Annotated in this window: 20 protein-coding genes, 1 tRNA gene and 2 pseudogenes; 9 read left to right on the forward strand and 14 right to left on the reverse strand. The window is 66.9% G+C overall.

Translation table 11 applies throughout. From position 1 onward, the window contains the following. Nucleotides 1-40: 40 nt before the first annotated feature. The 8 genes from JGS22_RS15265 to JGS22_RS15300 all read right to left on the reverse strand — a co-directional run bounded on the left by JGS22_RS15265 (nucleotide 41) and on the right by JGS22_RS15300 (nucleotide 7,576). A complete protein-coding gene (locus tag JGS22_RS15265) occupies nucleotides 41-1,258 on the reverse strand; it encodes a cytochrome P450 family protein (protein WP_308405685.1) in 1,218 nt (405 codons plus the stop codon). Beyond that, nucleotides 1,255-2,496, reverse strand: coding sequence for a cytochrome P450 family protein (locus JGS22_RS15270; protein WP_211040274.1), 1,242 nt, complete (start codon nucleotides 2,494-2,496; stop codon nucleotides 1,255-1,257). The genes JGS22_RS15265 and JGS22_RS15270 overlap by 4 nt, the downstream gene beginning before the upstream one ends. Further along, nucleotides 2,493-3,092 (reverse strand): GTP-binding protein, encoded by a 600-nt coding sequence (locus tag JGS22_RS15275; protein ID WP_211040275.1) that lies wholly within the window; start codon nucleotides 3,090-3,092, stop codon nucleotides 2,493-2,495. Before JGS22_RS15275 ends, JGS22_RS15270 begins: the two co-directional genes overlap by 4 nt. Further along, complete coding sequence (locus JGS22_RS15280; protein WP_236073160.1) at nucleotides 3,073-3,426, reverse strand: DUF742 domain-containing protein; 354 nt, start codon at nucleotides 3,424-3,426, stop codon at nucleotides 3,073-3,075. The genes JGS22_RS15275 and JGS22_RS15280 overlap by 20 nt, the downstream gene beginning before the upstream one ends. Then, nucleotides 3,423-3,863 (reverse strand): roadblock/LC7 domain-containing protein, encoded by a 441-nt coding sequence (locus JGS22_RS15285; RefSeq protein WP_211040276.1) that lies wholly within the window; start codon nucleotides 3,861-3,863, stop codon nucleotides 3,423-3,425. Before JGS22_RS15285 ends, JGS22_RS15280 begins: the two co-directional genes overlap by 4 nt. Next, nucleotides 3,853-5,010 carry an ATP-binding protein gene (locus JGS22_RS15290; protein ID WP_211040277.1) on the reverse strand — a complete coding sequence of 386 codons (1,158 nt, stop codon included), beginning with the start codon at nucleotides 5,008-5,010 and terminating at the stop codon, nucleotides 3,853-3,855. The genes JGS22_RS15285 and JGS22_RS15290 overlap by 11 nt, the downstream gene beginning before the upstream one ends. 404 nt (nucleotides 5,011-5,414) lie before the next feature. Continuing rightward, on the reverse strand, nucleotides 5,415-5,915 hold the full coding sequence (locus JGS22_RS15295) for an ATP-binding protein (protein WP_308405686.1): 501 nt from the start codon (nucleotides 5,913-5,915) through the stop codon (nucleotides 5,415-5,417). 443 nt (nucleotides 5,916-6,358) lie between these two features. After that, the gene (locus JGS22_RS15300) at nucleotides 6,359-7,576 is read right to left on the reverse strand and encodes a helix-turn-helix domain-containing protein (RefSeq protein WP_211040278.1); all 1,218 of its coding nucleotides are present in this window, start codon (nucleotides 7,574-7,576) and stop codon (nucleotides 6,359-6,361) included. A gap of 170 nt (nucleotides 7,577-7,746) precedes the next feature. On the opposite strand from JGS22_RS15300, the gene JGS22_RS15305 reads away from it, so the two are divergent. After that, entirely contained in the window at nucleotides 7,747-8,382 is a 636-nt protein-coding gene (locus tag JGS22_RS15305) for an HAD family hydrolase (RefSeq protein ID WP_236073162.1), read from the forward strand. Between the two features lie 255 nt (nucleotides 8,383-8,637). On the opposite strand, the gene JGS22_RS15310 is transcribed toward JGS22_RS15305, so the two are convergent. Continuing rightward, nucleotides 8,638-9,882, reverse strand: a complete 1,245-nt coding sequence (locus JGS22_RS15310) for an NsdA family TPR-like regulatory protein (protein ID WP_211040279.1) — start codon at nucleotides 9,880-9,882, stop codon at nucleotides 8,638-8,640. A 200-nt stretch (nucleotides 9,883-10,082) separates the two neighbouring features. Here JGS22_RS15310 and JGS22_RS15315 point away from each other — a divergent pair, with 200 nt between their 5' ends. From JGS22_RS15315 to JGS22_RS26360, 5 genes are all read left to right on the forward strand, one after another. Then, nucleotides 10,083-10,208 carry a lasso RiPP family leader peptide-containing protein gene (locus JGS22_RS15315; RefSeq protein WP_211040280.1) on the forward strand — a complete coding sequence of 42 codons (126 nt, stop codon included), beginning with the start codon at nucleotides 10,083-10,085 and terminating at the stop codon, nucleotides 10,206-10,208. A gap of 113 nt (nucleotides 10,209-10,321) precedes the next feature. After that, nucleotides 10,322-12,160 carry an asparagine synthase-related protein gene (locus JGS22_RS15320; protein ID WP_211040281.1) on the forward strand — a complete coding sequence of 613 codons (1,839 nt, stop codon included), beginning with the start codon at nucleotides 10,322-10,324 and terminating at the stop codon, nucleotides 12,158-12,160. After that, nucleotides 12,157-12,873, forward strand: a complete 717-nt coding sequence (locus tag JGS22_RS15325) for a lasso peptide biosynthesis B2 protein (RefSeq protein ID WP_211040282.1) — start codon at nucleotides 12,157-12,159, stop codon at nucleotides 12,871-12,873. The genes JGS22_RS15320 and JGS22_RS15325 overlap by 4 nt, the downstream gene beginning before the upstream one ends. 56 nt (nucleotides 12,874-12,929) lie before the next feature. Further along, nucleotides 12,930-14,876, forward strand: a complete 1,947-nt coding sequence (locus tag JGS22_RS15330) for an ABC transporter ATP-binding protein (RefSeq protein WP_211040283.1) — start codon at nucleotides 12,930-12,932, stop codon at nucleotides 14,874-14,876. Nucleotides 14,877-14,911: 35 nt separating this feature from the next. Further along, nucleotides 14,912-15,256: a 3'-5' exonuclease gene (locus tag JGS22_RS26360; protein WP_236073163.1), complete on the forward strand. Its 345-nt coding sequence runs from the start codon at nucleotides 14,912-14,914 to the stop codon at nucleotides 15,254-15,256. Between the two features lie 369 nt (nucleotides 15,257-15,625). Here JGS22_RS26360 and JGS22_RS15340 read toward each other — a convergent pair whose 3' ends face one another. Further along, nucleotides 15,626-17,545: an ATP-binding cassette domain-containing protein gene (locus JGS22_RS15340; protein WP_216815002.1), complete on the reverse strand. Its 1,920-nt coding sequence runs from the start codon at nucleotides 17,543-17,545 to the stop codon at nucleotides 15,626-15,628. Nucleotides 17,546-18,004: 459 nt separating this feature from the next. Next, entirely contained in the window at nucleotides 18,005-18,508 is a 504-nt protein-coding gene (locus tag JGS22_RS27405; protein ID WP_372454251.1) for a phosphotransferase, read from the reverse strand. Here JGS22_RS27405 and JGS22_RS15350 point away from each other — a divergent pair. Then, entirely contained in the window at nucleotides 18,471-18,899 is a 429-nt protein-coding gene (locus JGS22_RS15350; RefSeq protein ID WP_211042403.1) for an NUDIX hydrolase, read from the forward strand. The genes JGS22_RS27405 and JGS22_RS15350 overlap by 38 nt on opposite strands. A gap of 39 nt (nucleotides 18,900-18,938) precedes the next feature. On the opposite strand, the pseudogene JGS22_RS15355 reads toward JGS22_RS15350, so the two are convergent. Both JGS22_RS15355 and JGS22_RS15360 read right to left on the reverse strand, forming a co-directional pair. Beyond that, nucleotides 18,939-19,394: pseudogene (locus JGS22_RS15355) on the reverse strand (SAM-dependent methyltransferase); the annotation flags it as partial. Beyond that, a pseudogene (locus JGS22_RS15360) lies at nucleotides 19,366-19,773 on the reverse strand (IS5 family transposase); the annotation flags it as partial. The pseudogenes JGS22_RS15360 and JGS22_RS15355, both read right to left, overlap by 29 nt. 762 nt (nucleotides 19,774-20,535) lie before the next feature. Here JGS22_RS15360 and JGS22_RS15365 point away from each other — a divergent pair. Both JGS22_RS15365 and JGS22_RS15370 read left to right on the forward strand, forming a co-directional pair. Beyond that, nucleotides 20,536-20,724 (forward strand): helix-turn-helix transcriptional regulator, encoded by a 189-nt coding sequence (locus tag JGS22_RS15365; protein ID WP_372454313.1) that lies wholly within the window; start codon nucleotides 20,536-20,538, stop codon nucleotides 20,722-20,724. Then, nucleotides 20,721-22,118, forward strand: a complete 1,398-nt coding sequence (locus tag JGS22_RS15370) for a tyrosine-type recombinase/integrase (protein WP_211042405.1) — start codon at nucleotides 20,721-20,723, stop codon at nucleotides 22,116-22,118. Before JGS22_RS15365 ends, JGS22_RS15370 begins: the two co-directional genes overlap by 4 nt. Nucleotides 22,119-22,324: 206 nt before the next feature. Here the strand turns inward: JGS22_RS15370 and JGS22_RS15375 are convergent. Next, nucleotides 22,325-22,400: transfer RNA gene (locus JGS22_RS15375), tRNA-Arg, on the reverse strand. Nucleotides 22,401-22,523: the final 123 nt, after the last annotated feature.

Consider the following 22,523-nt stretch of genomic DNA (forward strand, 5'->3'; position numbering starts at 1 on the left):
GGTGAGCGGTCAGGCGGCCGGTGCCGGCTCGCTCGGGGTGTTAGTTGGCCGGGCGGGCTCGCTGGAGGCGGACAGGAAGCTCGTGGAAGTCGTTGCCTATGAAGCTGGGCCGGCGTTCCAACTCGCCGGGGTCGGAGGCGAGTTCGAGGCCCGGGAAGCGTGCGAAGAGCTGTTGCAGGGCGATCCGTGCTTCAAGGCGCGCGAGAGGAGCGCCGAGGCAGTAGTGAATGCCGTGGCCGAACGCCAGGTTGTCGGTGTTCGCGCGGTCGATGTCGAAGTGGTCGGGGTCGCGGTGGACGCTGGGGTCACGGCCGTGAGCCCCGTAGCTGATGAGGATGAGGTCCCCTCTGCGGATGACGGTGCCGTCGCCGAGATCGATGTCCTCGGTGGCGTAGCGCAGCGGGAGGTGCATGATCGGCGGGTGGAGGCGGAGTGCTTCGTCGATCACGTCATCCCACCGGCCGTGCCGCTGAACGGTGTTGAGCTGGTCGAGGTGAGTCAGCAGGCTGGCCACCGAGTGGTTGATGAGGGACACGGCGGTTTCGGATCCGGCGCCGATCATCAAGATCAGTGTGCTGACGAGTTCGTCTTCGCTGAGCTGGTCGCCGTCCTCTGCTTGGGCGGACAGCAGCACACTGGTCAGGTCCTCGCCGAGTTCAGCCCGTTTGGTGTCGATGAGAGTTGTCATCGCTGCGTACATGCCGTCGGCGGTCTGTGCCTGCTGCTCGGGAGTGGCGCTGGTGTCCAGGACGGCGTCGATCACCTTCAGCATCGCGGGGCGTTGCTCGTCCGGTACGCCGACCAAGTCGCAGATCACGCGGGTGGGGATCGGGTAGGAGAACGCGGACCGCAGGTCCACCACGCGGTTGGTGTCGTGGTCGAGAGCGTTGAGGAGGTCGGCGACGATGGTCTCGATCCGGGGGCGCAGGGCGTTGATCCGGTCGCGGCTGAAGGCCCGTCCGATGAAGCTGCGGAGGCGGGTGTGGTCGGCGCCGTCGCTCGTGAGCATGGAGGTGACGTCGACCCAGGCGGCCAGCCATGGGTAGCGGCCGGGCTGGTAGCCGGGCCAGCTGCGGCGGGCGTCCTTGGAGACGCGGCGGTCGGTGAGGAGGCGGCGGGCCACGTCGCCACGGGTGACGGACCACCCGACCAGGCCCATCGGCATCTCCACGCGGACGGCGGGGCCGGCGGCGCGGAGCTGGTCGGCCTGGGTATAGAGACGACGGCCGGTGGTGTCGAGAAGTATCGGGGTGTTCACGCGGTGCCTCCAGCGGGTGAAGAGCGGTAGGTGTAGCGGGCGCTGTCAGATCTGTCGAAGCGCACGGGCAGCCGTTCCGGGCACTGGTGGAACGGGCCGTGCCGGTTGGGAATGTCGTGTTCGATGAGGTCGACGTTCCAGAGCCGGTCGAGCACCACCTCGATGGCGGTCTGGGCGATCACCGAGGCGTGGCTGCGAGCCGGGCACTGGTGCGGGCCGGCCGACCAGGCCAGGTGCGCGCGGCACTCGGTGCCCAGCCCTGCAGAGAGGGAGGGGTCGGTGCCGGTCGCTGCGTGGCTGACCATCACCGGCACATCGGCAGGGACCGGGACACCGTGCAGCAGCGTGGGGTGCCGGGCGTAGTGGGTGGCGAAGGTGCCCAGCGGAGACCGCCTCCACAGGACCTGTTCCATGGCGCGTCGTACGGTGATGCCGCCGCCGGTCAGGCGGGAGGTGTATTCGTCGTCGGTCAGGAGCAGCCGCAGCGTGGAGGCGATCCACGCAGTTGTGGGGATCGTTCCGGCTCCGACCAGGCAATACAGCTGGTACAGCACCTCGTCGTCGGTGAGGTTCTGCGGGTGGGACAGCATCCAGGAGGTGACGTCCCGCCCCGGCTGAGCTCTGCGGGCCTGGATCAGCTCGGCGAGGATACCGGCGAAGTCCGCGGCGGCCTGCCCGGCTTCGGGCCCGGCGTTGATGATGCCCTGGCAGGCGCGGACCATCCGCCCGGTCAACGCGGGTGTGCAGCCGAGAAGTTCGGCGAACACCAAGACCGGGAGGCTGTCGCAGTAGGCGGCCATCAGGTCGGCCTCGCCGGCGGGCGCGACGGCTTGGATCAGGCTCAGCGCCCGGGACCGCGTGACTTCCGCGAGGTGGTGCGGGTCGATCCGGGCAAGGCAGTCCTCCATCGCCGTTCGCAGCCGCGCGTGGTCGGCACCGTCCGCGTAGAGCAGGCTGGGCAGCCAGCCCATGATTCCCAACACCGGGCTGTCCGGCGGAACATGCCCTTCGGCGAGCGCGCGCCAGCGGCGGGCGTCCTTGCTGTAGGTCTCGGTGTCGGTGAGCACGTCGAGGGCGGCGCGGTGGCCGGTGACGACGAGCGCGTGGACGCCGGGGGCGATCTCCGCCCAGGCTGCCGGGCCGGCGGCGCGCAGCGCGTCGTACGCGTCCTGGGGGCGGTGGGCGAAGCTCGCCCCGTGCAGGGCAGGGCAACGGGGCGCGGCAGGCGAGGTGTTCACGGGGCGGTCTCCAGGTGGGGGCGGCCGAGCATGTTGCTGATCAACGCGATCAGTGCCCGTTTCGCGGAGTCGCGCACGCGCGCGTCGATCCGCACCAGGGGAGTGGAGTTCTCCATGGTCAGGCTGTCGCGGATCTCGGTGTCGGCGTAAGTGGGCGCGTCGGGGAAGGTGTTGACGGCGATGGCGTAGGGCAGGCCCGCTCGCTCCACCAGGTCGATCGAGGTGAACGACTGGTCCAGGCGCCGAGTGTCGACTAGGACGAGAGCGCCCAAGGCTCCGTCCATGAGCTGAGTGACCATCGGCAGGAACCGGTCTTGGCCGGGGGCGCCGAACAGATACAGCACGAGATCGGTGGTCAGCGTGAGGCGGCCGAAGTCCATCGTCACCGTGGTGGTGGTCTTGTCCCGCACACCGGACAGGTCGTCGATCGCCTCGCCGGCCTGGGTCATCGCCTCTTCGGTGTGCATCGAGCGGATCTCCGAGACCGCGCGGACGTACGTCGTCTTCCCGACTCCGAAGCTGCCCAGCACGACGATCTTGACCGACTGGGACACCCGATCCGGTACGTAGTCGCGGTCAGAGAGCGTGGAGCCCATCCAAGATCCTTTCCAGCAGAGCCGTGTCGTGCACCGACGCGGCGGGTACGGGGGCGCGGGCGATCAGGTGGCCGCTGTCGACCAAGTGCGCGACGATCACGGTCGTGACGGTCCGGGGAAGGTGGAGGTGGTAGCTCACTTCAGCGAGGGAGAGCCGGCCCGGCCGGCACAGCTCCATCACCCGATACGGCTCCGGCTCCAGGCCCCGCAACTCCTTCTCCTCATCCACCATCAGGAGCGTCGCGTCATCCAGCGTCCGCCGGGTGGGGCGGGCTACACCCCCTGTCGGGGTGTAGGACCGCACCATCCCGGTGCGCTGGCGGCCCCGGCTCATGACCGGCCGCTCTCCCGCTCCTTCACACGCAGCGCGTGCCGAAGCCCTCGAATGGTCTTCAACGTGGCTTCGGTGGCGATCGCCACCTGGGGACTGGTAGTCGGCGCTCCGACCGCCACCGCTATGCCGGTGCGCTCGCCCGCGGCGACCACCAAGATCGTGTGGTCACCGTGGTCACGGACGTCGTACCGCCACGGCAGCTCCCCCTCGGGCAGGCCGCAGAACTCGGCGAGGTTGTGCGCGGTGGCCTGGAGCCCGGCGAAGACCGCCGCCATACGCTCGGCTGTCTCACGGGACAGGCCCTCGGAGTACGCCCGGACCAACCCGTCGCTGGAGTACAGCAGAGCGGCGAGCACCGCCTCGTCCTCGCACAACGCGTTCAGCGCGAAGGTGGGGTCGGCCGTGTCAGCGCTGTGCTCACCGTGTTCAACGTTCATGGGAATCTCCTTCGTCTGCGGGGAAGTTGGTGTGGATCGCGTGGCCCAGGCCCTGGAGGCCGGCCACGATCGCGTGCGCGTCCAACGCATCGGTGACCGGCTTCGGCGCGGCCTGCGGTGCGGAAGTCGGTTGCTGCCGCCTGCGCTTGGGCAGCCCCTGCGCCGTAGTCATCGGCGCCGACACCGGACCCGAAGGCCCATCGGCGTGTTCCCTCGGGGCCGCTCCGGGGAGGGGCCGGCGCTCTGGCAGCGGATCCGGCGGGGCGGGAGCCGAACGGAGCATCCGGGCCGGCACCATCACCGCGGCCCGCACCCCACCCCCGGACGACGGCGCACTCACATCCACGCCGAAGCCGTACTCGTGCACGAGCCGCCCGATCACCGAGAATCCCAGACGCTCGGTGAGGTTCGTCGTGTCGATGACCGTGGACTGCGACAGAAGCTGCTCGGCCTCGACCCGCTGCTGGGCAGTCAGCCCGATGCCGTAGTCCTCTACGACGATCCGCAGCCCGGTCTGCACCTCCTGCACCGTGACGTCGATGTGCTCAGCCGACCACGCGATCGAGTTCGCCAGCAGCTCGGCCAGCGCGACCGTCAGCGCCTCCGCCACCCGACCCTCCACGAACACCTCACCCGTGGACGGCAGATAGGTGTACCGCACCCGCTGGAAGCCGTCGATACGACCCTGCGCGCTCTCGATCACCATCCGCACCGGACAGTCGGCCCGCTGCACCCCTGGCCACGACCCGGCCAGAATCCGCAGCCGCTGCTGCACGTGCAAAGCCCGCGTGACCAGGTGATCGAAGTCCATCAGCCACTGCCGAAGCTCAGAATCCGGAGCGTCATGCGCCGTAAAGATCGATACCTGACACCGCGCCAGATACATCTGCGCATCCTCGGCAGTGGCCCGCACCCCAGCGCGCGACGCCCGCCCAATCGACCCCCGAACGACACTGACCGCTTCACGCAGCTGCGCCTCGACCTCGTCGTAACTCTGTTGAACCGCAGTACCGCGCACCTGCGGGTGCCGCAACCCCGGCACCTCCGCACCCGGATACCCCCGCGCCACGACATCAACAAGGGCTGGCAGCCGCACCTGCGCGAAGTGACGCGCCTCCTCCTGCACCGCCCCGTAGAGGAACTGCAACTCCTCGTGTGACCGACCCAACTCCCCGTAGGACCGCATCAGCCCCTCGTGTGACTGCCTCAACTCCTCGTGCCCATGGCGGCTTCGCTCGGCCTCGCCGCGGTACTCGTCAACTGCTGTTTGCGCAGCGGCGACCCGACGCTCAGAAGCCCACCGCCTCTGCACGACTAACGCCGCCCACGGCGCGGATACCAACCCTGCGGACAGTGCAGCTGAAGTCCAATCGAGCATGCGTTCTTCCTAAAATTGAGGACCCACGGTGGGGTAGCTCCCGCCGTTCCTGCTGAACGCTTACATACAGCGGCAGCAGGCGAGTGGGAGTGTTGGCTGGGCACGAGGAAACACAGGGCCCTGGGTGGCTTCTGATGCCGAGAAGTTCGGCCCCCTGCTCCCTGCCAGAGGTGTCACCTCTGGGCTCCTGGGAGTTGGGGGCAGAAGGCTTGCTCGCCGGGCACGAGTGCCCCAACAGCTAGGGGAAGACAGCACCAAGTGGTCATGCCGTCAGGGCTTACGCCCCATCCGCCCCCGCGGTCCCTGGCGATCCACTCGACGAGGTAGAGCCCTCGGCCGTTCTCCGAGTCGCTTGCGGGAGGACGGAGACATGGACGTTTCTCGGTACCGTCGAAGACCCCTACTCGGATGTACCCATCACGTCGTACGAGTTCAACGACGATGCTCTGTCCACCGCTGTGCAGGATCGCGTTGGAGACCAGTTCGGAGAGTACGAGGGCGAGATCGTCCACAAGGTCAGAGGCGATCTGGCGCGCAGCAGCCCACTCAGTGGCAAGCCTCCGAACCTCACCGACGCGAGGTGCATCTACGGAACGCCGGCCGAGGGGGAATCCCAGCTGCAGCTGTTCCTGCTCTGCAGGAGGAACCCACGTCAGCGGCAGTGTGGAGGTCACCGCTCTCTACCGATCTCGAAGCGAGATTGAGTTCGGTGGCGTTCGATCCCGGTACGCCCCTGGTCGTGTGTCACGACGGTCATCCAGCCAAAGGGCGCGCAACGCCGCCTCATGCTTCACTCCGATGAGGGGCGGAGGCGAGGTGGGCACTCAGTTGGTCGCGGAGCGCAAGGGCTTCATCCGCTGTCAGAACGAGCGGGAGCGGTCCCTCTGCCGCAGCCCCCGGCTGCAGAACCAGAGGGACTGTGAACCGTCCAGCCTCCGTGCGTCCGACGACGGCCGGCTTCACGAGTCGGAGGTGGTGCTTGCGTGACGACAGCGAGAGCGGTTGACGTTCAGGACCCGAGTGACGTGTGGTCATAGCTCATGAACGTAGGGCTACTTGAGGTACCTAGCCCTGAGGAAAAATCAGGGCTGAGTAACGCTCAGGGATTGACCGGTGACTAGGCGGCAAGCCCGATGTGCCTCGCGACCGCTCGAAGGTCGTCCCTCCACAGCGGCTTCTCTCGCTTCAGGAGTTCTGCCACGGCCTCCCTGACCAGCGGGGAGAACATGATCTCTTCGGGCGATTGCTTCATCAGCTTCCCCAGGATGTGTACGGTCGCGTAGTCGTCGCGCTGGATCCGGTTGAGGTTCATCACCTCGATCAGGTACCGCGTACGCCGCTCCAAGGGCAGTTCTGGATTGACCTGAATCGTGTCTGCTACGCGGAGGGCTTCGCTCGGGTCCCCCTCCTCCGCCATGAGATGTACCTCGTGCATCGCCACGTTTGTGGGTCCGAAGCAGGTATGCCAAGCGTTAAGGTCTGATCCGACCTGCACCGCAGCTTCCTGCGCACCTCGATAGAGATCCCAGCCCATGGGCGCCTTGTTGGCGCGGACCGCAGCTACCGCTCCCTGCAGATGCAGCGCGCCGAAGGCCGACCAGTGCTCGGCGGAAGCAGCCTCGTCCGGCCTGCACTGATGGATGGTCTGACGGACCAGCTCGTAGCTGTCTGCGACGTCGCCCGATGAGGTCAGCACACACGAAAGGCTCCAAGCGGCAGCTGCCAGCAGGGCCGGATCTTCCGCGTTGTCCGCCAGAGCCAGCCCGCGGTCGGCGGCAATCCGCGCGAGCGTCGGTTCGCCAACTCGGCGGAGCCAAATTTGGTGCAAGCTGTACAGGCTGATGAGTTGCCGCAGTACCGCGGGCTCGTCCGCGGGGTTGGAGTCCCGCAGAGCAGCATGGCCTTGGCGAAGCAGGGTGGGCAACCGCTCACCCACATCTCGATATCGAGCGTGCGCCTGCGTCTCGTAGATCGTCCAGGCGTCAGCAACGCCGAGCCCGAAGTCCTCCGCGCTGACGCCCTCAACCTGTACGGGCAGGATCGAAGTTGGCAGTGACAGCGCCTGGCGGATAGCCGGCACGTGCTCGTGCTCGGACTCTCCGATCGTCACGCCAGAAACGTACCCACTGGTCAAGTCCTCCATGCTGCACTTCAAAGCGCGGCACAGCGCGATCAGTACGGGAAGCCGATCGACTGGCATGCGGCCGTGTTCGATCTTGTAAACCCAGTTCTCCGTCCTCCCAACGAAGTCGCCGAGGGTCTTCTGCGACATGCCTCGGCGCTCCCGGAGCCACTTGACTCGCTGACCGACGCTGAACAGCTCACCGTGCGCCATGGGTTGACCCTTCGCGATCGTGGACGGGGCACTCCACTGAGAGCGTAGGCGCAGTTCGGTACTTTGTGGGGGGATACTGGACGCGTATCGCCGGAGGACCGCTGGGCCCTCTCCTCCAGCACGGCGCTTGCGGCGCTCGTGGGCACCTTCAGATATGCAAGGAGGCTGCATTGCCTGCCGCCCCGTACAACGGTTTGATCCTCGACTTCGGTGGTGTCCTCACGACACGCATGCGCACGAACGGCGAGGCGTTCGAGAGGTCTGAGGGCCTGCCGCCAGGTGCGTACTTCCACGCCCTCGACGAGCATCCGGAAGGCGTGGAAGTCTATGCCGCCCTTGAGGTGGGAGAAGCGACTCAGGACGACTGGAACGTGACTATCGGTCGGCTGCTGGGCATAGACCCCACGAACCTGATGGGCAGAGCACTTGCCGCCCTGCGCCCGGAGGGCCTGATCGTCGATGCAGCCCAGCGTGCCCGGGAAGCTGGCGTCAAGGTCGCCCTCCTCAGTAACAGCTTCGGTCTGCGGCCCTACAACCCGTATGAAGCGCTCGGAATGGGTGAGGATCGGTTCGACGCCTACATCCTCTCTGAGCGCGAGGGGGTTCGAAAGCCAGCACCGCTGATCTATCAACGCGCGCTGGAGAAGCTCGACTTGCGCGCTGAAGAGTGCGTGTTCGTCGATGATCACGTGAAGAACTTGCCGCCCGCCGAAGCGTTGGGAATCCGCACGATCCACCACACGACCGATCCTGCGGCGACCGCTGCGGCACTTGAGTCACTGCTCGCCAACCGAACGACCACTTGAGCGGTTGCCGCTGCGCAACCACACGGCTGCAATGTTGGTGGCGGGCTGGTCGGGTGCCTCGCCTGGCCTGGGGCTTCGTAACGACGGCTTCCAAAGTGTCCAGCGAGCTGTCACACGTGCGTCAGCCTGTGCCGTTGCGACGTCAAGTGGATAGCGCTCAGCGGCTGCTGCCGTCAACGGCTCGGTCGACAGAACCGCGTGGCGACTCTTGCACATCCCCGGCTGGGGGACGGTGTCGTAGTCATGCAGACGCGATTACGGTGTCAAAGCGATCCTGAGGTGTGCCTGGGCAGTTTCGTCTAGACGGTCGAGGAGCGCGGTCGCGCGGGCGCGCACCAACCCGCTGCGATGCTCGACGGGAAGGCGATCCCATGCCTCTGCTGCCATGTTGGCCGCCTCGCGGTGGTCGCCGTCGATTTGTAGGCAGGTGGCGGTGTCCAGGGCTAGGAGCGCACGAGTCATCACTGACGGGGAGCGGGTGAGTGCGATGGCGGCATCCTGGTTGTGGTAGGCGGCTTTCGTGTCGCCGAGGAGGGTGTACGCCTGGGAAAGGTGGACATGGTGCTTCTGGCCGGGGTACCCAAACCAGGTATCGGCGGTCTCGTCGCCGTCGATCTTCTGGAGCAGGGATTCAGTGCTGGCGATGGCTTTGCGTGCGCCATCGACGTCGTTGAGGGCTGCGAGGGCGCGGGCGTGCACCGCGCTAGCCAGAGCGGCGGCTCCGGTCGGAGTGCGGCCTGCGGCCCGGCGGGCAGCGTGCGCATACTCAGCGGCCTGGCGAGGTGCGCCGTAGTTGAGAGGCACCATGGCGCGACGGGCCAAGACCCAGGAAAGGGTGCGGCGGTCGGCGGCTTCGCGCGCGACTTTCTCGGCGATGGTGAACCAGCGGTGCGAGTCAGCTCGGTCACCGCGATCGTGCTGGATGATCGCAACGAGCCCAGTGATGCCGGCAGCGGCACGGACTAAGTCCCCCCGTTCCCCTGCGCGCCTCGTGCGGCGCAACGCAGCGGACAGCTCTTGGAGGTCCTGCTCCATCACGCCGAGCACGGCGTCGGGAGTGCGGCCGGCGTAGCCGCCGCGGTGCCGCTCGAAGACGCCCTCGAAGTAGGCGATGTCGGCTTCACCCGTGGGGGTCAGTGCACTGTCGATGTGCTCGCGGGCCTGGGCAATGCCGGGCAAAGCCACGATGCCTGCGGTGGCGGCGGCGCCGCCCAGGAACTTCCTGCGCTCCACATCCTCACTCTCCTTCTTCTGCTTGCGGTGCCAACGGGAAGCAGCAACGGCAGCTCTTACCTGTTCTTCCCCGAGTTCGTAGACCGAACTGATCGCCGGGTACCACACCGGGGACGGCAGCCTCATCTCAAGCTCCCACCGCTTCACGTTCTCCTCTGTGCAGTGGCGGCCAGCCGCAGCGAGGCGTTCGGCCTGCTCGATCCGCGATCGTCCGGCCTTCTCGCGGATCGTACGGAGCAATTGACCGACCCCGTCTGGTGTCACCATCAACGGCCCTTCCCTATGCAGTCAATGTCGGTGCACGCGTGGCACCCTTCCTGGCCCCAACCTGGCACTCCCGCGAGGAATTGGCACCCCTTTCTGGCACTCCCGGCCAGAACCGATCGGTCCTTGAATATGACCACCGCCCAGCGAGATCCGGGCGGGGCCAACCGGCGAACCTCATCAGTCAGTTGAAGGGAACGATCATGAACGAGAACACGACCGAGCAGACCTACTCCACCCCCGCGGTCAGCGAACTCGGCACCGTCGTGGAGGTGACGCTCGGTTCCGCGGGCAACGACGAGGCGGATGACACCCAGTACTGGAGCTGATCCGGCAGCCCGCCGCGGGCCTGCTGACCTGATGGGGCGCCCAGGACGAACGGCCAGCGGCCGGACGTGCTGGGCGCCCTGTTCGCCGAACACGATCAGAAAGGAGGACGGTGATGCGGTTCATCGTGGGAATCACGGCAGCGGCCGAGATGGGTTGGCGGCCGAGAGGGGCGGACGCGGTAACCGGTGTGAGCGGCCTTGACGTCTGGGCGAACCAGTTCGGGGCGAGTGAGATCCGACAAGGCAACGTCGGGGATGGCTCGGTTGTAGTGGCAGGTAGCTGCCCTGCCTCTGTGACGGAGTTGGAACGGGCCGCGGCAGCGGCGGCGCGAGGCGACTGGGTGGCGGCGGCACGGTTGCCAGGGGTGGCTCTCGTGCTGGTGCGCAGCGGCCCGGCATGGCGGGTTATAGGGGATCGAGCGGGGACGGTCCAGGTGTTCTGGATGCGCTTCGCCGGCCGGGTGGTGTGGGGAACAGCGGCGGCCCCACTGGCTGCGCTCGGCGGCCACGAGGTGGACCCGGCCGTGCTGCTCGGGCAGATGATGCTGCAGGGAGTGGATGTACTCGACGGTGGGTCGCACTTCCACGGCGTGCATCGCGTGCGGCCCGGCCATGCCCTGGTCCTAGAAGAGGGACAGCCGGTGCGCACGGAACCGATCCCGCTGCCTGTGGGTCAGATGGCGTTCGAGAGGGCCGCGCCGCTCGTACGGGACGCCGTGACCGATGCAGTGCAGAGGCGGACGCTGACGGGCGATCTTATCTCGGCGGACCTGTCCGGCGGGATGGACAGCAGCACCGTTGCGTGCATCGCCGCCAAGCGCACGCGACTGCTCGCGGTGACCTACACCGATGCCCGGATGGAGGATGAGGACGATGCGCACTACGCCCGGCAGGTGGCGGCCCAACTGCCCGGAGTTCGCCACCAGGTGCTGGAAGGCGGCACGGGTACGGTGCTGCACTTCGGTGGGCTGGACGACCCGAGCCTTCTCCCGCTGACCGACACCCCCACCTACAGCCTCGGCCTCCTGGAGATCAAGCGGCTGCAGCTGGCTTTGCCTGTGCAGAGCGGTTCGCGTCTGCACCTGACCGGACGGGGCGGGGATGACGTCCTGGACGCCGTCGGGTCGATGCCCCTGGACCAGTTCCGAGCCGGGCACCGGGTGGCAGCCTGGCGGCGCATCACTGTACTTGCCCGGGCCAGGCGCGCTGCGCGCACCGAGCTGCTGGCTCAAGCCGCCCGTACGGTTGCAACCCCCTACCCGCACGCGCTGGAGAAACTTGCCGACCAGGTGACGGCAGGCCAAACGGACGGCCTATCAGGAGCAGCACGCATCCTGACGTGGTGCGGCACCGGCAGCGCCCTGCCGTGGCTGACACAATTGGGGCGCTCGCTGGTGGCCGGATTGGTCGGGTCACGAGCCGCCAGCGCGGACCGGCGCGAGACACCGGGGCGGCTGCACGAGCGGCTGGCGTTGGAACTAATGGGTGACGGGCACTCGACCTTCGACCAGGTGTCGCGCACCTTGTGGGATCTGCCCGTGCACGCCCCGCTCTTGGACAACCGTGTCGTCGACCTGTGCCACGCGATACCCGGGTGGCAGCGGTCGCAGCCGGGCATGTTCAAACCGCTCGCCCAGGCGGCGTTCACCGGCCTCGTGCCGGACGTGCTGTTGGAGCGGCGCACGAAGACGCCGTTTACCGCAAGCCTGTACGACGGGCTGCGAGCACACGCCCCAGCAGTCCGCCGAATCCTGGCCGGGTCTGTCCTCGTACAAGCTGGCCTCCTGGACGGTCACCGGGTAATGGGCGCGCTCGACGCTGGCGTTCGCGGGGAAACTGTCCCGCTCGCAGCACTGCACGGTCTGGTGGCAGCCGAGCTCTGGCTGGCACTGCTGGCGCTCGACCGCTCAGCGTGGTGGGAGCAGACACACGAAACCCGAGTGGCAGCGTGACTGCCGCACGGATCTGTGCCACCGACACCAAGGACGGAGTGGCCGTGATCGACCTGCGGACCACTCGCGGAAAGTGGAGATTCCTCGACCCAGTGGGGGCCGACCTATGGCGGAAAGTCGTTTCCGGAACACCACGAGAACACGCGGTGGAGGAGCTGGTTGCCTATTGGGCACAGCGCGGTGCCGATCCGGAGCAAGTGCGCGCCGACATGAACGCTCTGGGCTACCGGCTGGACGCCGAGGGCCTGTTCACCGCCGCACTCCACCCGCCAGCGAGGAAGACCACCCAGGTCCGGTACGTCGATTCCGAGCCCCGCCCGAGCGCGAGGGTGCGCGCGGCCGGGCACGTCGGGCTGGCGACGGCGCTAGTGCTGTTGCGCTGTCTGCCGGTCCGGCTGGTCGTACACGCCGCCCGGCTCGCGGCTCGCCTGCCGGGCCGGACCGCCTCGCCCGAGGAGGCCGACGCGGTGTGCGTAGCAGTACGAGGGGCGGTTGGGTGGTGGCCCGGCAGGGCGGCGTGCCTGGAAGAGTCGCTTGCCGCCTACCTGGCCGCTGCCCTTACTGGCCGCCGAGTGACGTGGGTGTTGGGTGCCCGGTTCGTACCGCAGGGCGCGCACGCCTGGATCGCCACCGCCGACGCCGTGCACGGGCAGGAACCCGCCGACCGGGTGTGGCCGTACCGGGCTGCCCTCTCGGTGGAATCGTCGAACTAGAATTCGCCACCCCTCGCCACCACAACCACTCGTATGGGTGACGCGTTGCGCCCGGTATGAAGACGCACGACGATCAGCCCATGCACCGCGCGCTATGGCCGTGGCGGCGGCGCCCCCGCCCCGCCGCCACGGATGATGCTCTCCCGCAGTACGCGGTGAGCGCCGAACGCCATGACAACGCCCTAAGCGACTCCTTCTTCACCATGGCCCGGCGTCTGCCCGCCCTGTCGGCCACGGCCCTGCGTCTGGCCTGGCAGGCCGACCGGCCCGCACTGATACTCACCGCACTGCTCCAAGTTGGCACCGGCATCGTCACTGCGATCGGCTTGTACGCCACGAAGAGCGCGTTGAGCCCGCTGTTCGCCTCCGGGCCAGCCGCCGAGCGGCTGCACGATGCACTCCCTGCGATCATCGTCATCATGGTGGCCTCCGCCGTCCGCTCCCTGATCGGCGCCGCCACTCTGGCCACCACCGCCCGGATCGGGCCACGCGTCGACGCTATCGCTGAACTCCGCTATCTGCACGCTGCGACGAGCGTCCCGCTCGCCTCGTACGACGACCCGGCCTGGTGCGACCGCAGCGAGGCCGCGAACCGGGCGTCGAAAGACGCCCACCTGATGGTCGAGGCGCTCACCGTCGTCAGCACCGCCCTGATCGGTCTGCTTGCTTCGGCTGGTATCCTCGCCGCTCTCCACCCCCTTCTTGTTCCCCTGCTTCTCCTAGCCGTGGTGCCTCGCGCGGCGGCGGCCGTACAGGCTGCCCGCTCGGCACACCGCGCGGAGCGCCACACTCTGGCCGACCGTCGCCTGCGTCACACCCTCATCTACAACACCTCAGGGCGGCCGACCGCTCTGGACGTGCGCGCCGCGACCATGCGGCCCTGGTTGCTGAGCCGATTCACCGAGGTCACCGAGCGGCTGACTAAGCACGCAGCTCGGGTGGGTCGGGAGACCGGCCGCTACCAGCTCCTGGGCGACGCGATGGCAGGCGCCGCCGCGATGCTGGTATACGCGGCGCTTGCCGCGCTGGTGGTCGCCGGCCGGGTGCCGCTGGCGGCAGCAGGTACAGCGGTGGTGGCGGTGCAGGCCAGCCGCATGATGCTCGCCGAGCTCGTGAGCGGGATGAACACCACTTACAAGACCGGCCTCTACCTTGGCGACTGGGTTGACTTCGTCGCAGACGGAGAACGACAGGCGCTGGCCAAGGAGTTCACCGGCACGATCCCGGCGGAGCCGGACGTGCTCCGTGCCAAGGGCGTCACCTTCCACTACCCCGGGCACACCTCGCCAGCGCTGGACCGAGTGAGCGTAACCGTCCGACGCGGCGAGACACTGGCGATCGTGGGGGCAAACGGCTCGGGCAAGTCGACCCTAGCCAAGCTGCTGGCCGGCCTGTACGAGCCGACTCAGGGAACTGTTGAGTGGGGCGGAGTGGACTTGGCGACCGTCGAACCGGCATCGGTATGGGCAAAATTGGCGATGCTGCCGCAGGACATCGCCCGCTGGCCCGTGTCCGCTCGGGAGAACATCACTCTAGGACAGGGAGACCGCGACGACCAGGCTGTGCTGGAAGCCGCAAGGCTCGCTGGCGCAGAGATGGTGATCGAGCAGCTTGCCGACGGGCTGGACACCAACCTCGCGCCGTCGCAGTGGGGCGGCCGGGACCTGTCAGGTGGACAGTGGCAGCGTCTGGCTGGCGCACGGGCTTTCTTCCGGAAGGATGCGCCCGTGCTGATCTGCGACGAGCCGACTTCCGCGCTTGACCCACGAGCCGAGGAAGCGATGTACGAACGCATTCGGGCACTCGGCGCGGGACGCACGGTCATCCTCATTACCCACCGTCTGGGCTCAACCCGAGGCGCTGACCGCGTCGTGGTGCTCGACCGCGGACGGCTCATCGAGGAGGGCACCCACGAATCCCTGCTTGACTTGGACGGTGAGTACGCGGCCATGTGGCGCACGCAGGCCCAGACTTACGGGGAGAAGTTGCAGCCTCAGCAGTAGCGGCGAACACACCTGGGCAGGACCCTCCTGCCCAGGTGCCGCTCAACCGCGCACTGTTCGCCGTCGACGTCGAGGGCAACGGCGTCAGCCCGCCCGACCTGGTTGGGGTGGCCGCACCTGGTGTGCGCGACGGTCGACCAGACAAGAGCACCGCAAGAGCATGGTTGACACGGCCTAAGCGCCCCGTCACGCCCTTCGCCGCTCATGTGCACGGACTCACCACCAAGGACCTCGAAGACAAGCCGGGCTGGGACGAGACCAAGGGTGCGGTCCATGAACTACTCAGTGCAGCGTGGATCGCAGCCCACAACGCTCACTACCGCGTCCTGTCGGCGCGCCTGCCGCAGAGGAAACCGGCCGGGGTCATCGACATGCTCTGACTGGCCAAGGCCACCTACCCCGAACTAACGAAGTACAGCCTCGACGCCCTGCTGAAGCACACGACGCCGGGCCTGGGCGAAGCCCCCGCTCAGCGGCGCCACCGCGCGACCTCGTACGAGAGCTGGGGTCAACTCGTGGCTGCCGCCCTCCCACCCGGCCTCCCCGGCGCCCCCGAACCAGAACAACAGCCCTGCCTTTGGTGAAGGGTGTTCATTCCGCCTGCGAGCATCTACTGATGCGTCACGACTCCAGTTCGAGTTGTCCGCGGACCAGTGCCTACGGTGCACGGGACGAACAGCGATCTCGGACAGACTGGGGGCAAGGGTGAGCACCAGCCCGGCAAGACCGGTGAGCGCTACGGAGCTGCGTCAGTGCCGCCCCTCCTCGTTCGTTCTCGGCGACCTTGCATGGTCACCCGGGGTCTCGGGCTCAGGGGCCACGCCCTTGCGGGGTGCAGGAACTTCGTTTGCGGGGCCGACTTTGTACTGGGCGGCCTGTGCCTGGTACATCCCGTGATACAGGCCGCCGGCGGTCATGAGCTGGTCGTGGGTGCCGTTTTCGGCGACGTGTCCGTGGTCCATGACGTAGATGTGATCGGCGGATGCGGTAGCGGCGAGTCTGTGGGTGATCAGCACGACCGCGGTGCCGTCGCCGGCCAGGGTCCGCAGCTGCTCGAATGCTTCGATTTCGGCGTGGGGGTCGAGGGCGCTGGTGGGTTCGTCAACCAGCAGGAACGGGGCGTTGCGGTATCGGCTGCGTGCGTTGCCGAGTTTCTGCCACTGTCCGCCGGAGAGCTGCACGCCGCGTTCGTAGCCCTTGACGACCATCGAGTTCCATCCGTGTTCCAGGTCCTCGACAAGGGACCTCGCGTCGGCTGACTGTGCGGCGTCTTCGACCTTCTCCATGTTCCGCGGGCGGTCGCCGGCGCCGACGGCGACGTTGGCTGCGGCCGTCATCTGCCAGTGCGGGAAGTCCTGTGCCAACAGGCCGACGGAGTCAAAGACTTGCGAGCGGTCGGCTTCACGTACTTCCACCCGTTCACCGTCGGGGCCCACCCACCACACGGCGCCGCTGCCGGGCAGCAGGAGCCCAGCCAGGATCTTGGCGAGTGTGGTCTTGCCGGAGCCGTTCGCTCCCACGAGCGCGGTGACCTCGCCTCGGCGGATGGTGACGTTGACACCGTTCAACGAGGGTGTTGTCGCGCCGGGGTAGGTGAAGGTGGCGTTCTCGACCTGGATGGCGTGGGTTGGGGTCGGGAGCGGTGTCCCTGTCGTGGGGATGGCGTGTTTCGCTGCGAGTTCGATGGCCCTCTCGGTGTCGGACAGCATCAACATCTCCTCGTACATGCGGTTGACCTGCTGCACCAGGGAAGTGAGCCGAGCAGTGGAGGTGCGAATCGCGACGACGGCAGTACCGCCGACAGCCAGCGGGAGTCCGCCGCTGGTCAGCAGCGCCCACAGGACCCCGTAGCAGCCCACAGAAGCCAGGCCGGAGAACGCGCCGGCGACGAGGTCGGTGTGCGCCTGTGCGCGGGCCAGTCGACGCTGTTCGGTCTCCATCAGCTCCGACATCTCGGCGTACCCCCGCAGCAGGAGGGCGGACGCCTTGTGGACGCGGAGTTCTCCGGCCGCGTGCGGCATCGTCAGGTACTGCACAAGCGTGGCCACCGCGCGCCGGTGGTCGATCCAGTGCAGTCGCGAGATGTACTCGCGGCGAGCGGAGCGTACGGCACCCCAACCCTTTGGCAGCGCGATGACCAGCAACATCGGTAGCAGCGCAGGGTGTAGCGAGGCGAGTACGACAGCGGCCGCAATCATGCTGATCAACACGTTCGCGACGCCGACGGACAGGCCGAGCATGCGCCGGGCGGAAGCCGTCCCGAACTTGCCTGCCTCCAGGTGGCGTTGCACTTCCGGCTGTTCGGTCGCCTCCATCTCGACCTGTGTGACGGCTCGGTAGTACCGCGCAGAGACAGCCCGTTCGACTCGAGGCTCCAACCGCCCCGTCATGGCGGTCGACCACGCCGACAGCACGGCTGCTCCGATGGAGACGACCGCGAGCACCAGCAGCGCGGGCAACGACTGCCGCAGCTTGTCGGCAGTCGGGCCGTCTGCGAACAGGCTGGTCAAAACGCTGTTGACCGCGGCCAGCCCCACCCCGGTGGTCAAGCCGAGCCCGACCTGTGACACCACCAGACCGGTCAACGCCCGCGGGTCCGCGCTCCACCCGGCCCGTAGTACCAGGCCCACCATGCGTGGCAGAGCAGCAGCCATCTGCCCGAAACGCATGCGCGTGAGGGCGCCTTCGTGCTCGATGTATGACTGTCGCCACCGCAGTCGGCCTCCGAACAGCTCCCGTTCGACCGCCGAGACCTCCGCCTCCGTGGCTTCCTCGCGCCTCTTCACACGGACTCCGTCCCCACGGGGCCACCGTGCAGCGCGGAGGCGCTTCGAGCGGGACCAGGATGACTACTGCCGAGATCCACTTCGTGCCGCGTCCGGCGGCGGGCGGCGTCATCTCGATGTCGCAGAGACGGCGCCAGCAACCTGCGGAGGCTGTGGTGTTCGACTGGTTCGGGAGTGAGCGCTGACTGTGGGCGGCGAGTCACGATGTCCTCCGTACGGATGGAAAAGTGGTACAGGTGCTCTAGAAACGGCACCCACGGGTGCGTGGTAACGGGTATCTCGCGAATCTGTGTGCGAGGGGGCGGGGTTGGCCCGTGTTCAGCGGGGTGCGAGCAGTGCAGTTCATTCGAACGAGTTCGGAGCCACTCGGACGGGCGATTGCGCAGGTGCGAATGTGAGGGCAACCGGCGGCGGCAGGCGTAGGCGTACGGCGAGGCGGGCTCGATCTGAGATGGGGTCGCCGAAGACGGCGAGTTCCCAGTCCAGCAGGAGCCGCAGACCGCCCGCGGTGCGGAGGAGGTGCCCGGGTTGGAGGTCGTGGTGGAGCAGCCGTGGCTCGATGTCGAGTTTCACTCGGTTGAGGTCTCGGCGAAGGGTCGCTGCGGCGGCAGCGAGATTGGGTGCTGTGGCCGTGTAGAGGTTCAGGCGGTCGTGGAGGTAGGCGCGCCACGTGGGGTGATGGGTGGCTCCGGCGAGCCGCCCGAAGTGGGTTCCGCCGCTCAACCGGTGAACGCCGTTAATCTGCCGGTGGCTTGGGCGCCGCGTGCTACGTTCACGAGACCTGATGTAGTGGCGCCCAAGGAGATCGATGTCGTATGCGCCGCCACTCTGGCCGGTCTCGGTCAAGGGAGTGGCCTTTGACTCGGCCTGCCGTGTGCTGCTGCTGAAGAACGAGCGAGCAGAGTGGGAACTGCCGGGCGGCCGGCTGGAAGTCGGCAACGCGGCCACCGGGCAGGTTGCCGACTGTAGCTGTGAAGTGGCGCTGGCGCGAGAGGTCGAGGAAGAGACCGGCTGGCAGGTCAAGGCCGAGGATCTGCTCGACACATGGGTGTACGAACCCCTGCCGGGCCGCCGCGTCCTGATCGTGACTTACGGATGCATCGTGCTGACGCCCGACCGCCGGCCCGCAGTCAGCCACGAACACAAAGAGGTCGGACTCTTCACCCTCGACGAGGTAGGAGACCTGACCATGCCCGAGGGCTACAAGAACTCCATCACCGCGTGGCATGCGCGATAGGACACTCTCTAGCAGTACCACCGCCGGCGGTGTGCGCAGTCAGGGCTTCCTGGCCACCGCCCCGTACATGGCGATGTCGCGGCCGTCGATGCCCTCCTGCTCGGGACCCGGCCGCCACAAGTGCACTTGGGTGACGCCCGGGTTCTGGATCTCCAGGCCCTCGAAGAACGAGGTGGCGGTGGCCAGATCGCGCAGCTCCATGGGCATGCCCTGCTGCTGGTACTCCTCCGCCACGCGCCCGACCTCCTCGGACGCGAAGTCCCCGGTGCCGATGGTCATCGCCACGTAGCTGCCGGACGGCAGCGGCTCCAGCAGCCGCCGTACCAGCCGCTTGTCCTCCGGGGGCATGACGAAGTGCAGGATGCCGATCACCATCAGTGCGACCGGCCGGTCCAGGTCGATGAGGTCCCGGAACTCCTGGCTGTCCAGGATCGCGTCGGGGTCGTGCATGTCGGCGTCCACGTACGCGGTGGCGCCCTCCGGTGAGCTCTGCAGCCGGATCTTCCAGTTCGTCCCCCGCCGTCGCCGCTCTTTTGCGGGCGCCGGCGGCGTGCTGGTGGGCCCGGTTGATCGTGGAGTCCACCGACACCGTCCATTCCACGGCTCCGACCGAGTCGTCGCGGACCTGGACCTGTTCGAGCAGACGGGCCCAGGTGCCATCCGTTTCCCAGCGGGCGAACCGTTCATAAGCGGTCTGCCACGGCTCGTAGCGTTCCGGCAGGTCACGCCACGGGGCACCGGTCCGCAACCGCCACAACACCCCGTTGATCACCTGCCGATGATCTCGCCCCTCCCGCCCACGACCGTCAACACCCGGCAACAGGGGCGCTATCCGCTCCCACGCCGCATCCGCCAACTCACCACGACCCACCACAAGATCAATTATCAGACAGGTCCTAGGCGATCATGGCGTTTGGCGCCAATGAACCTCGCAAAAACCTACCGCTGACGGCACGGGAATTCTGCCTCCGTTCGCATCAGCTGGAGCAGAAGGCCGAATCGCTCACGGCAGAAGGGCGAAGCGCCCTGAGGGCTGGATCCGCCGTGAAAGCCATGGCAATCTGCAACCTCGTCGCACACCCTGTAGATCTGCATCGGTCCGTATGGGGCCGTGTCCTTCGCTTGTCGGCCTTCGAGCAGTGTGATGGAGCACTGACACTGAGATCCGCAGGGCCGCCCGTGCAGTGGCTCGAAGGTGCAGCTGACTCGCAGGTCCCATTCCTGGTCGCAGCTGCTGCGTCCTGCCCAAAAACCTCTGGCTGATTCCCTAGCCTACGAACACGGGGCGGAACATAGCCCGCAATCGCCGGTGTGTGAAATCGAGGACAGTGTCAGACCGTCATGAGAGTTCGCATCTGGGTGCGTTGCTGGTAGCGCCCGGGCTGAACGCATTGGCCGCGACAATCAAGCGTAGGAGGGTGAACCGCGGTGGGCGGTGCTAGGGATAGCACCTAGGGGTGGGCTCGACGCTTCTGTAATGCGTTGAAGTAAGTTATCTCACTGTTCGTCGCACCGGGTGAACCTCCTGTAAGGGGTCTATTCGAATGCTTCTATTCGCGAGGTCGGTCTGGCGAATCCGTCGCAAAGGGGCGGGCTCGATGTATTTGCTCCGCGTAGGGGTGAGGGTGTGGCGCTAGTGGTTCGGTCTGCGACCAAGCTCACTGTTGACGAGGTGTGTGCCGAGCTGAGTGTGGCGAGAAGCACATTCTATGAATGGCGTCAGAAAGGTAAGGGGCCACGCTGTATTCGCCTACCTAATGGCTCCCTGAGGGTGCGGCGCAGTGATTTCGAAAATTGGTTGAGTGATTGCGAGGATCTCTCTTGACGAGTGAAGGTTCGCTGAATGTTCGTTTCTATTCCATTGAGACGAATAAGCGAGTCAAAGGGAAAAGTTACACTGTGCGCTGGAAAGTAGCTCACAGGAAGCATAGTAAGACCTACAAGAATTTCGTTGCGGCGGACGATGAACGTTCGAAGCTTCTGGAGGCGCATCGGAGGCGCGAGCTATTCGACATCGAAACGGGTTTCCCGGTCTCGTGGACCTCCAAGGCGGCCGAAATGACCTGGTTTCAATTCGCTGTCGAGTATGTCGACTGGAAATGGCCCCGTTCCTCCGGCAATACGCGCAAGAATATGGCCAAGGCTCTGACGACGGTGACCATTGCCTTGCTGCGTACGCCAATGCCAGCGCACTTCGACCCTGTCAAGGTTCGACGGGCGCTCCGGGAGTACGCCTTCAACGTCAACCGGCGCTGTGACCCCGGGAAACCCGTCCCGAGTGAAGTTCAGTCGATCCTTGACTGGTTCAAGCGCAACTCCCAGCCGATGAGCGCCTGGGAGAAGACCGAGAACGTGGACAAGGTCATCGCCGCGCTCGGTGCCCTCCTGGATGGCACTCCGGCAGCTGCCAGCTCGGTGACGCGCAACGATCGGATCATGAACCTCGTCATGGGGTACGCCATCAGGCGCAACTACTTGACGATCAATCCGCTCCCGAAGGGCAAGGGGGAGCGCAGTGCTCCAAGGGTGGCCCAGGCTATCGACAAGCGATGCCTTCTGAGCCGTGACTTGGTCGCGAGGATGCTGGACTGGATAGGTGAGCGTCCTCGGCGCGGACGCTTGTACCAAGCCTTCTTCGCCACGCTCTACTACGCCGGTCTTCGCCCTGAGGAGGCAGTCGGCCTCCGAGTCGGGGACGCGGCGCTGCCGAGCACTGGCTGGGGCGAGTTCCTCGTGCACGAGGCTCAGCCCGAGGTCGGCAGCCAGTGGACCGATACAGGTGAGGTACACGAAGGGCGAGGGCTCAAGGGGCGAGGGGAAGGCGACACGCGCACCGTCCCGATTCACCCTTCTCTGGTCGTGATCCTCCGAGGGGCGATCCAGAAGTACGACCTGAAGCCGACTGACCTTCTCTTCCCCGGGGAGAAGGGTGACATGCTCGCAGGGTCAGTCTTCCGGCGAGTCTGGGCCAAGGCGCGTAAGCAGGTGCTGCCCGAGCCAGAACTTAAGTCGCCGACTGGTCGACGCGTGTACGACCTGCGCCACACCTGCCTCACGACGTGGCTCAACAGCGGTATACCGGCAGCTGAGGTCGCCGATTGGGCAGGCAACAGCGTGCAGGTCCTCTTGGCAACGTACGCGCGCTGCATCGTCGGCCAGCGCGACGACTACCTCAAGCGGACCGAGGAGGGGCAAGACCTCCCGCAGGTGGCGGCGTGAACTGGCCCTCTCCGTGCGGGCGTGGAGGGGCTCTGCGGAGCCTGATTTTCGTGGGACGCATGTGGGACGGATAGCCGTAGGGGCCCGGTTCTTCTCAGCGTCAGCCGGACTCGAGCCCATGTGGAGCTGGTAAGTCCGGATCATCGCGCAGGTCAATCATGCGTAGTATGACCTGCGAAAACGTCGCCCAGCTGTCGCGATGTCGGTGGTGCCCCCGGCAGGACTCGAACCTGCGGCCAAGCGCTTAGAAGGCGCCTGCTCTATCCGCTGAGCTACGGGGGCCGGCCTGGCCTCGGACGGGCGGAACCCCGGTGTGGCCTTGCACGGCAGCAAGGATAGAGGCCCCGTTCGTCACTCTTGTTCGCGTCACCGCCGCAGCATGCTGTGGAGGTTCCGTGAAGCGCT

Origin of the sequence: Streptomyces tardus, from assembly GCF_018101125.2 — a bacterium.
GTDB lineage: Bacteria > Actinomycetota > Actinomycetes > Streptomycetales > Streptomycetaceae > Streptomyces > Streptomyces tardus.

Bases quoted from the DNA above. Each gene is read 5' to 3' on its own strand.
- JGS22_RS15275 (WP_211040275.1), bottom strand. From the start codon at position 3,092: ATGGGCTCCACGCTCTCTGACCGCGACTACGTACCGGATCGGGTGTCC.
- JGS22_RS15280 (WP_236073160.1), bottom strand. From the start codon at position 3,426: ATGAGCCGGGGCCGCCAGCGCACCGGGATGGTGCGGTCCTACACCCCG.
- JGS22_RS15285 (WP_211040276.1), bottom strand. From the start codon at position 3,863: ATGAACGTTGAACACGGTGAGCACAGCGCTGACACGGCCGACCCCACC.
- JGS22_RS15300 (WP_211040278.1), bottom strand. From the start codon at position 7,576: ATGGCGCACGGTGAGCTGTTCAGCGTCGGTCAGCGAGTCAAGTGGCTC.
- JGS22_RS15310 (WP_211040279.1), bottom strand. From the start codon at position 9,882: ATGGTGACACCAGACGGGGTCGGTCAATTGCTCCGTACGATCCGCGAG.
- JGS22_RS15315 (WP_211040280.1), top strand. From the start codon at position 10,083: ATGAACGAGAACACGACCGAGCAGACCTACTCCACCCCCGCGGTCAGC.
- JGS22_RS15320 (WP_211040281.1), top strand. From the start codon at position 10,322: ATGCGGTTCATCGTGGGAATCACGGCAGCGGCCGAGATGGGTTGGCGG.
- JGS22_RS15330 (WP_211040283.1), top strand. From the start codon at position 12,930: ATGAAGACGCACGACGATCAGCCCATGCACCGCGCGCTATGGCCGTGG.
- JGS22_RS15340 (WP_216815002.1), bottom strand. From the start codon at position 17,545: ATGCGTTTCGGGCAGATGGCTGCTGCTCTGCCACGCATGGTGGGCCTG.
- JGS22_RS15350 (WP_211042403.1), top strand. From the start codon at position 18,471: ATGTCGTATGCGCCGCCACTCTGGCCGGTCTCGGTCAAGGGAGTGGCC.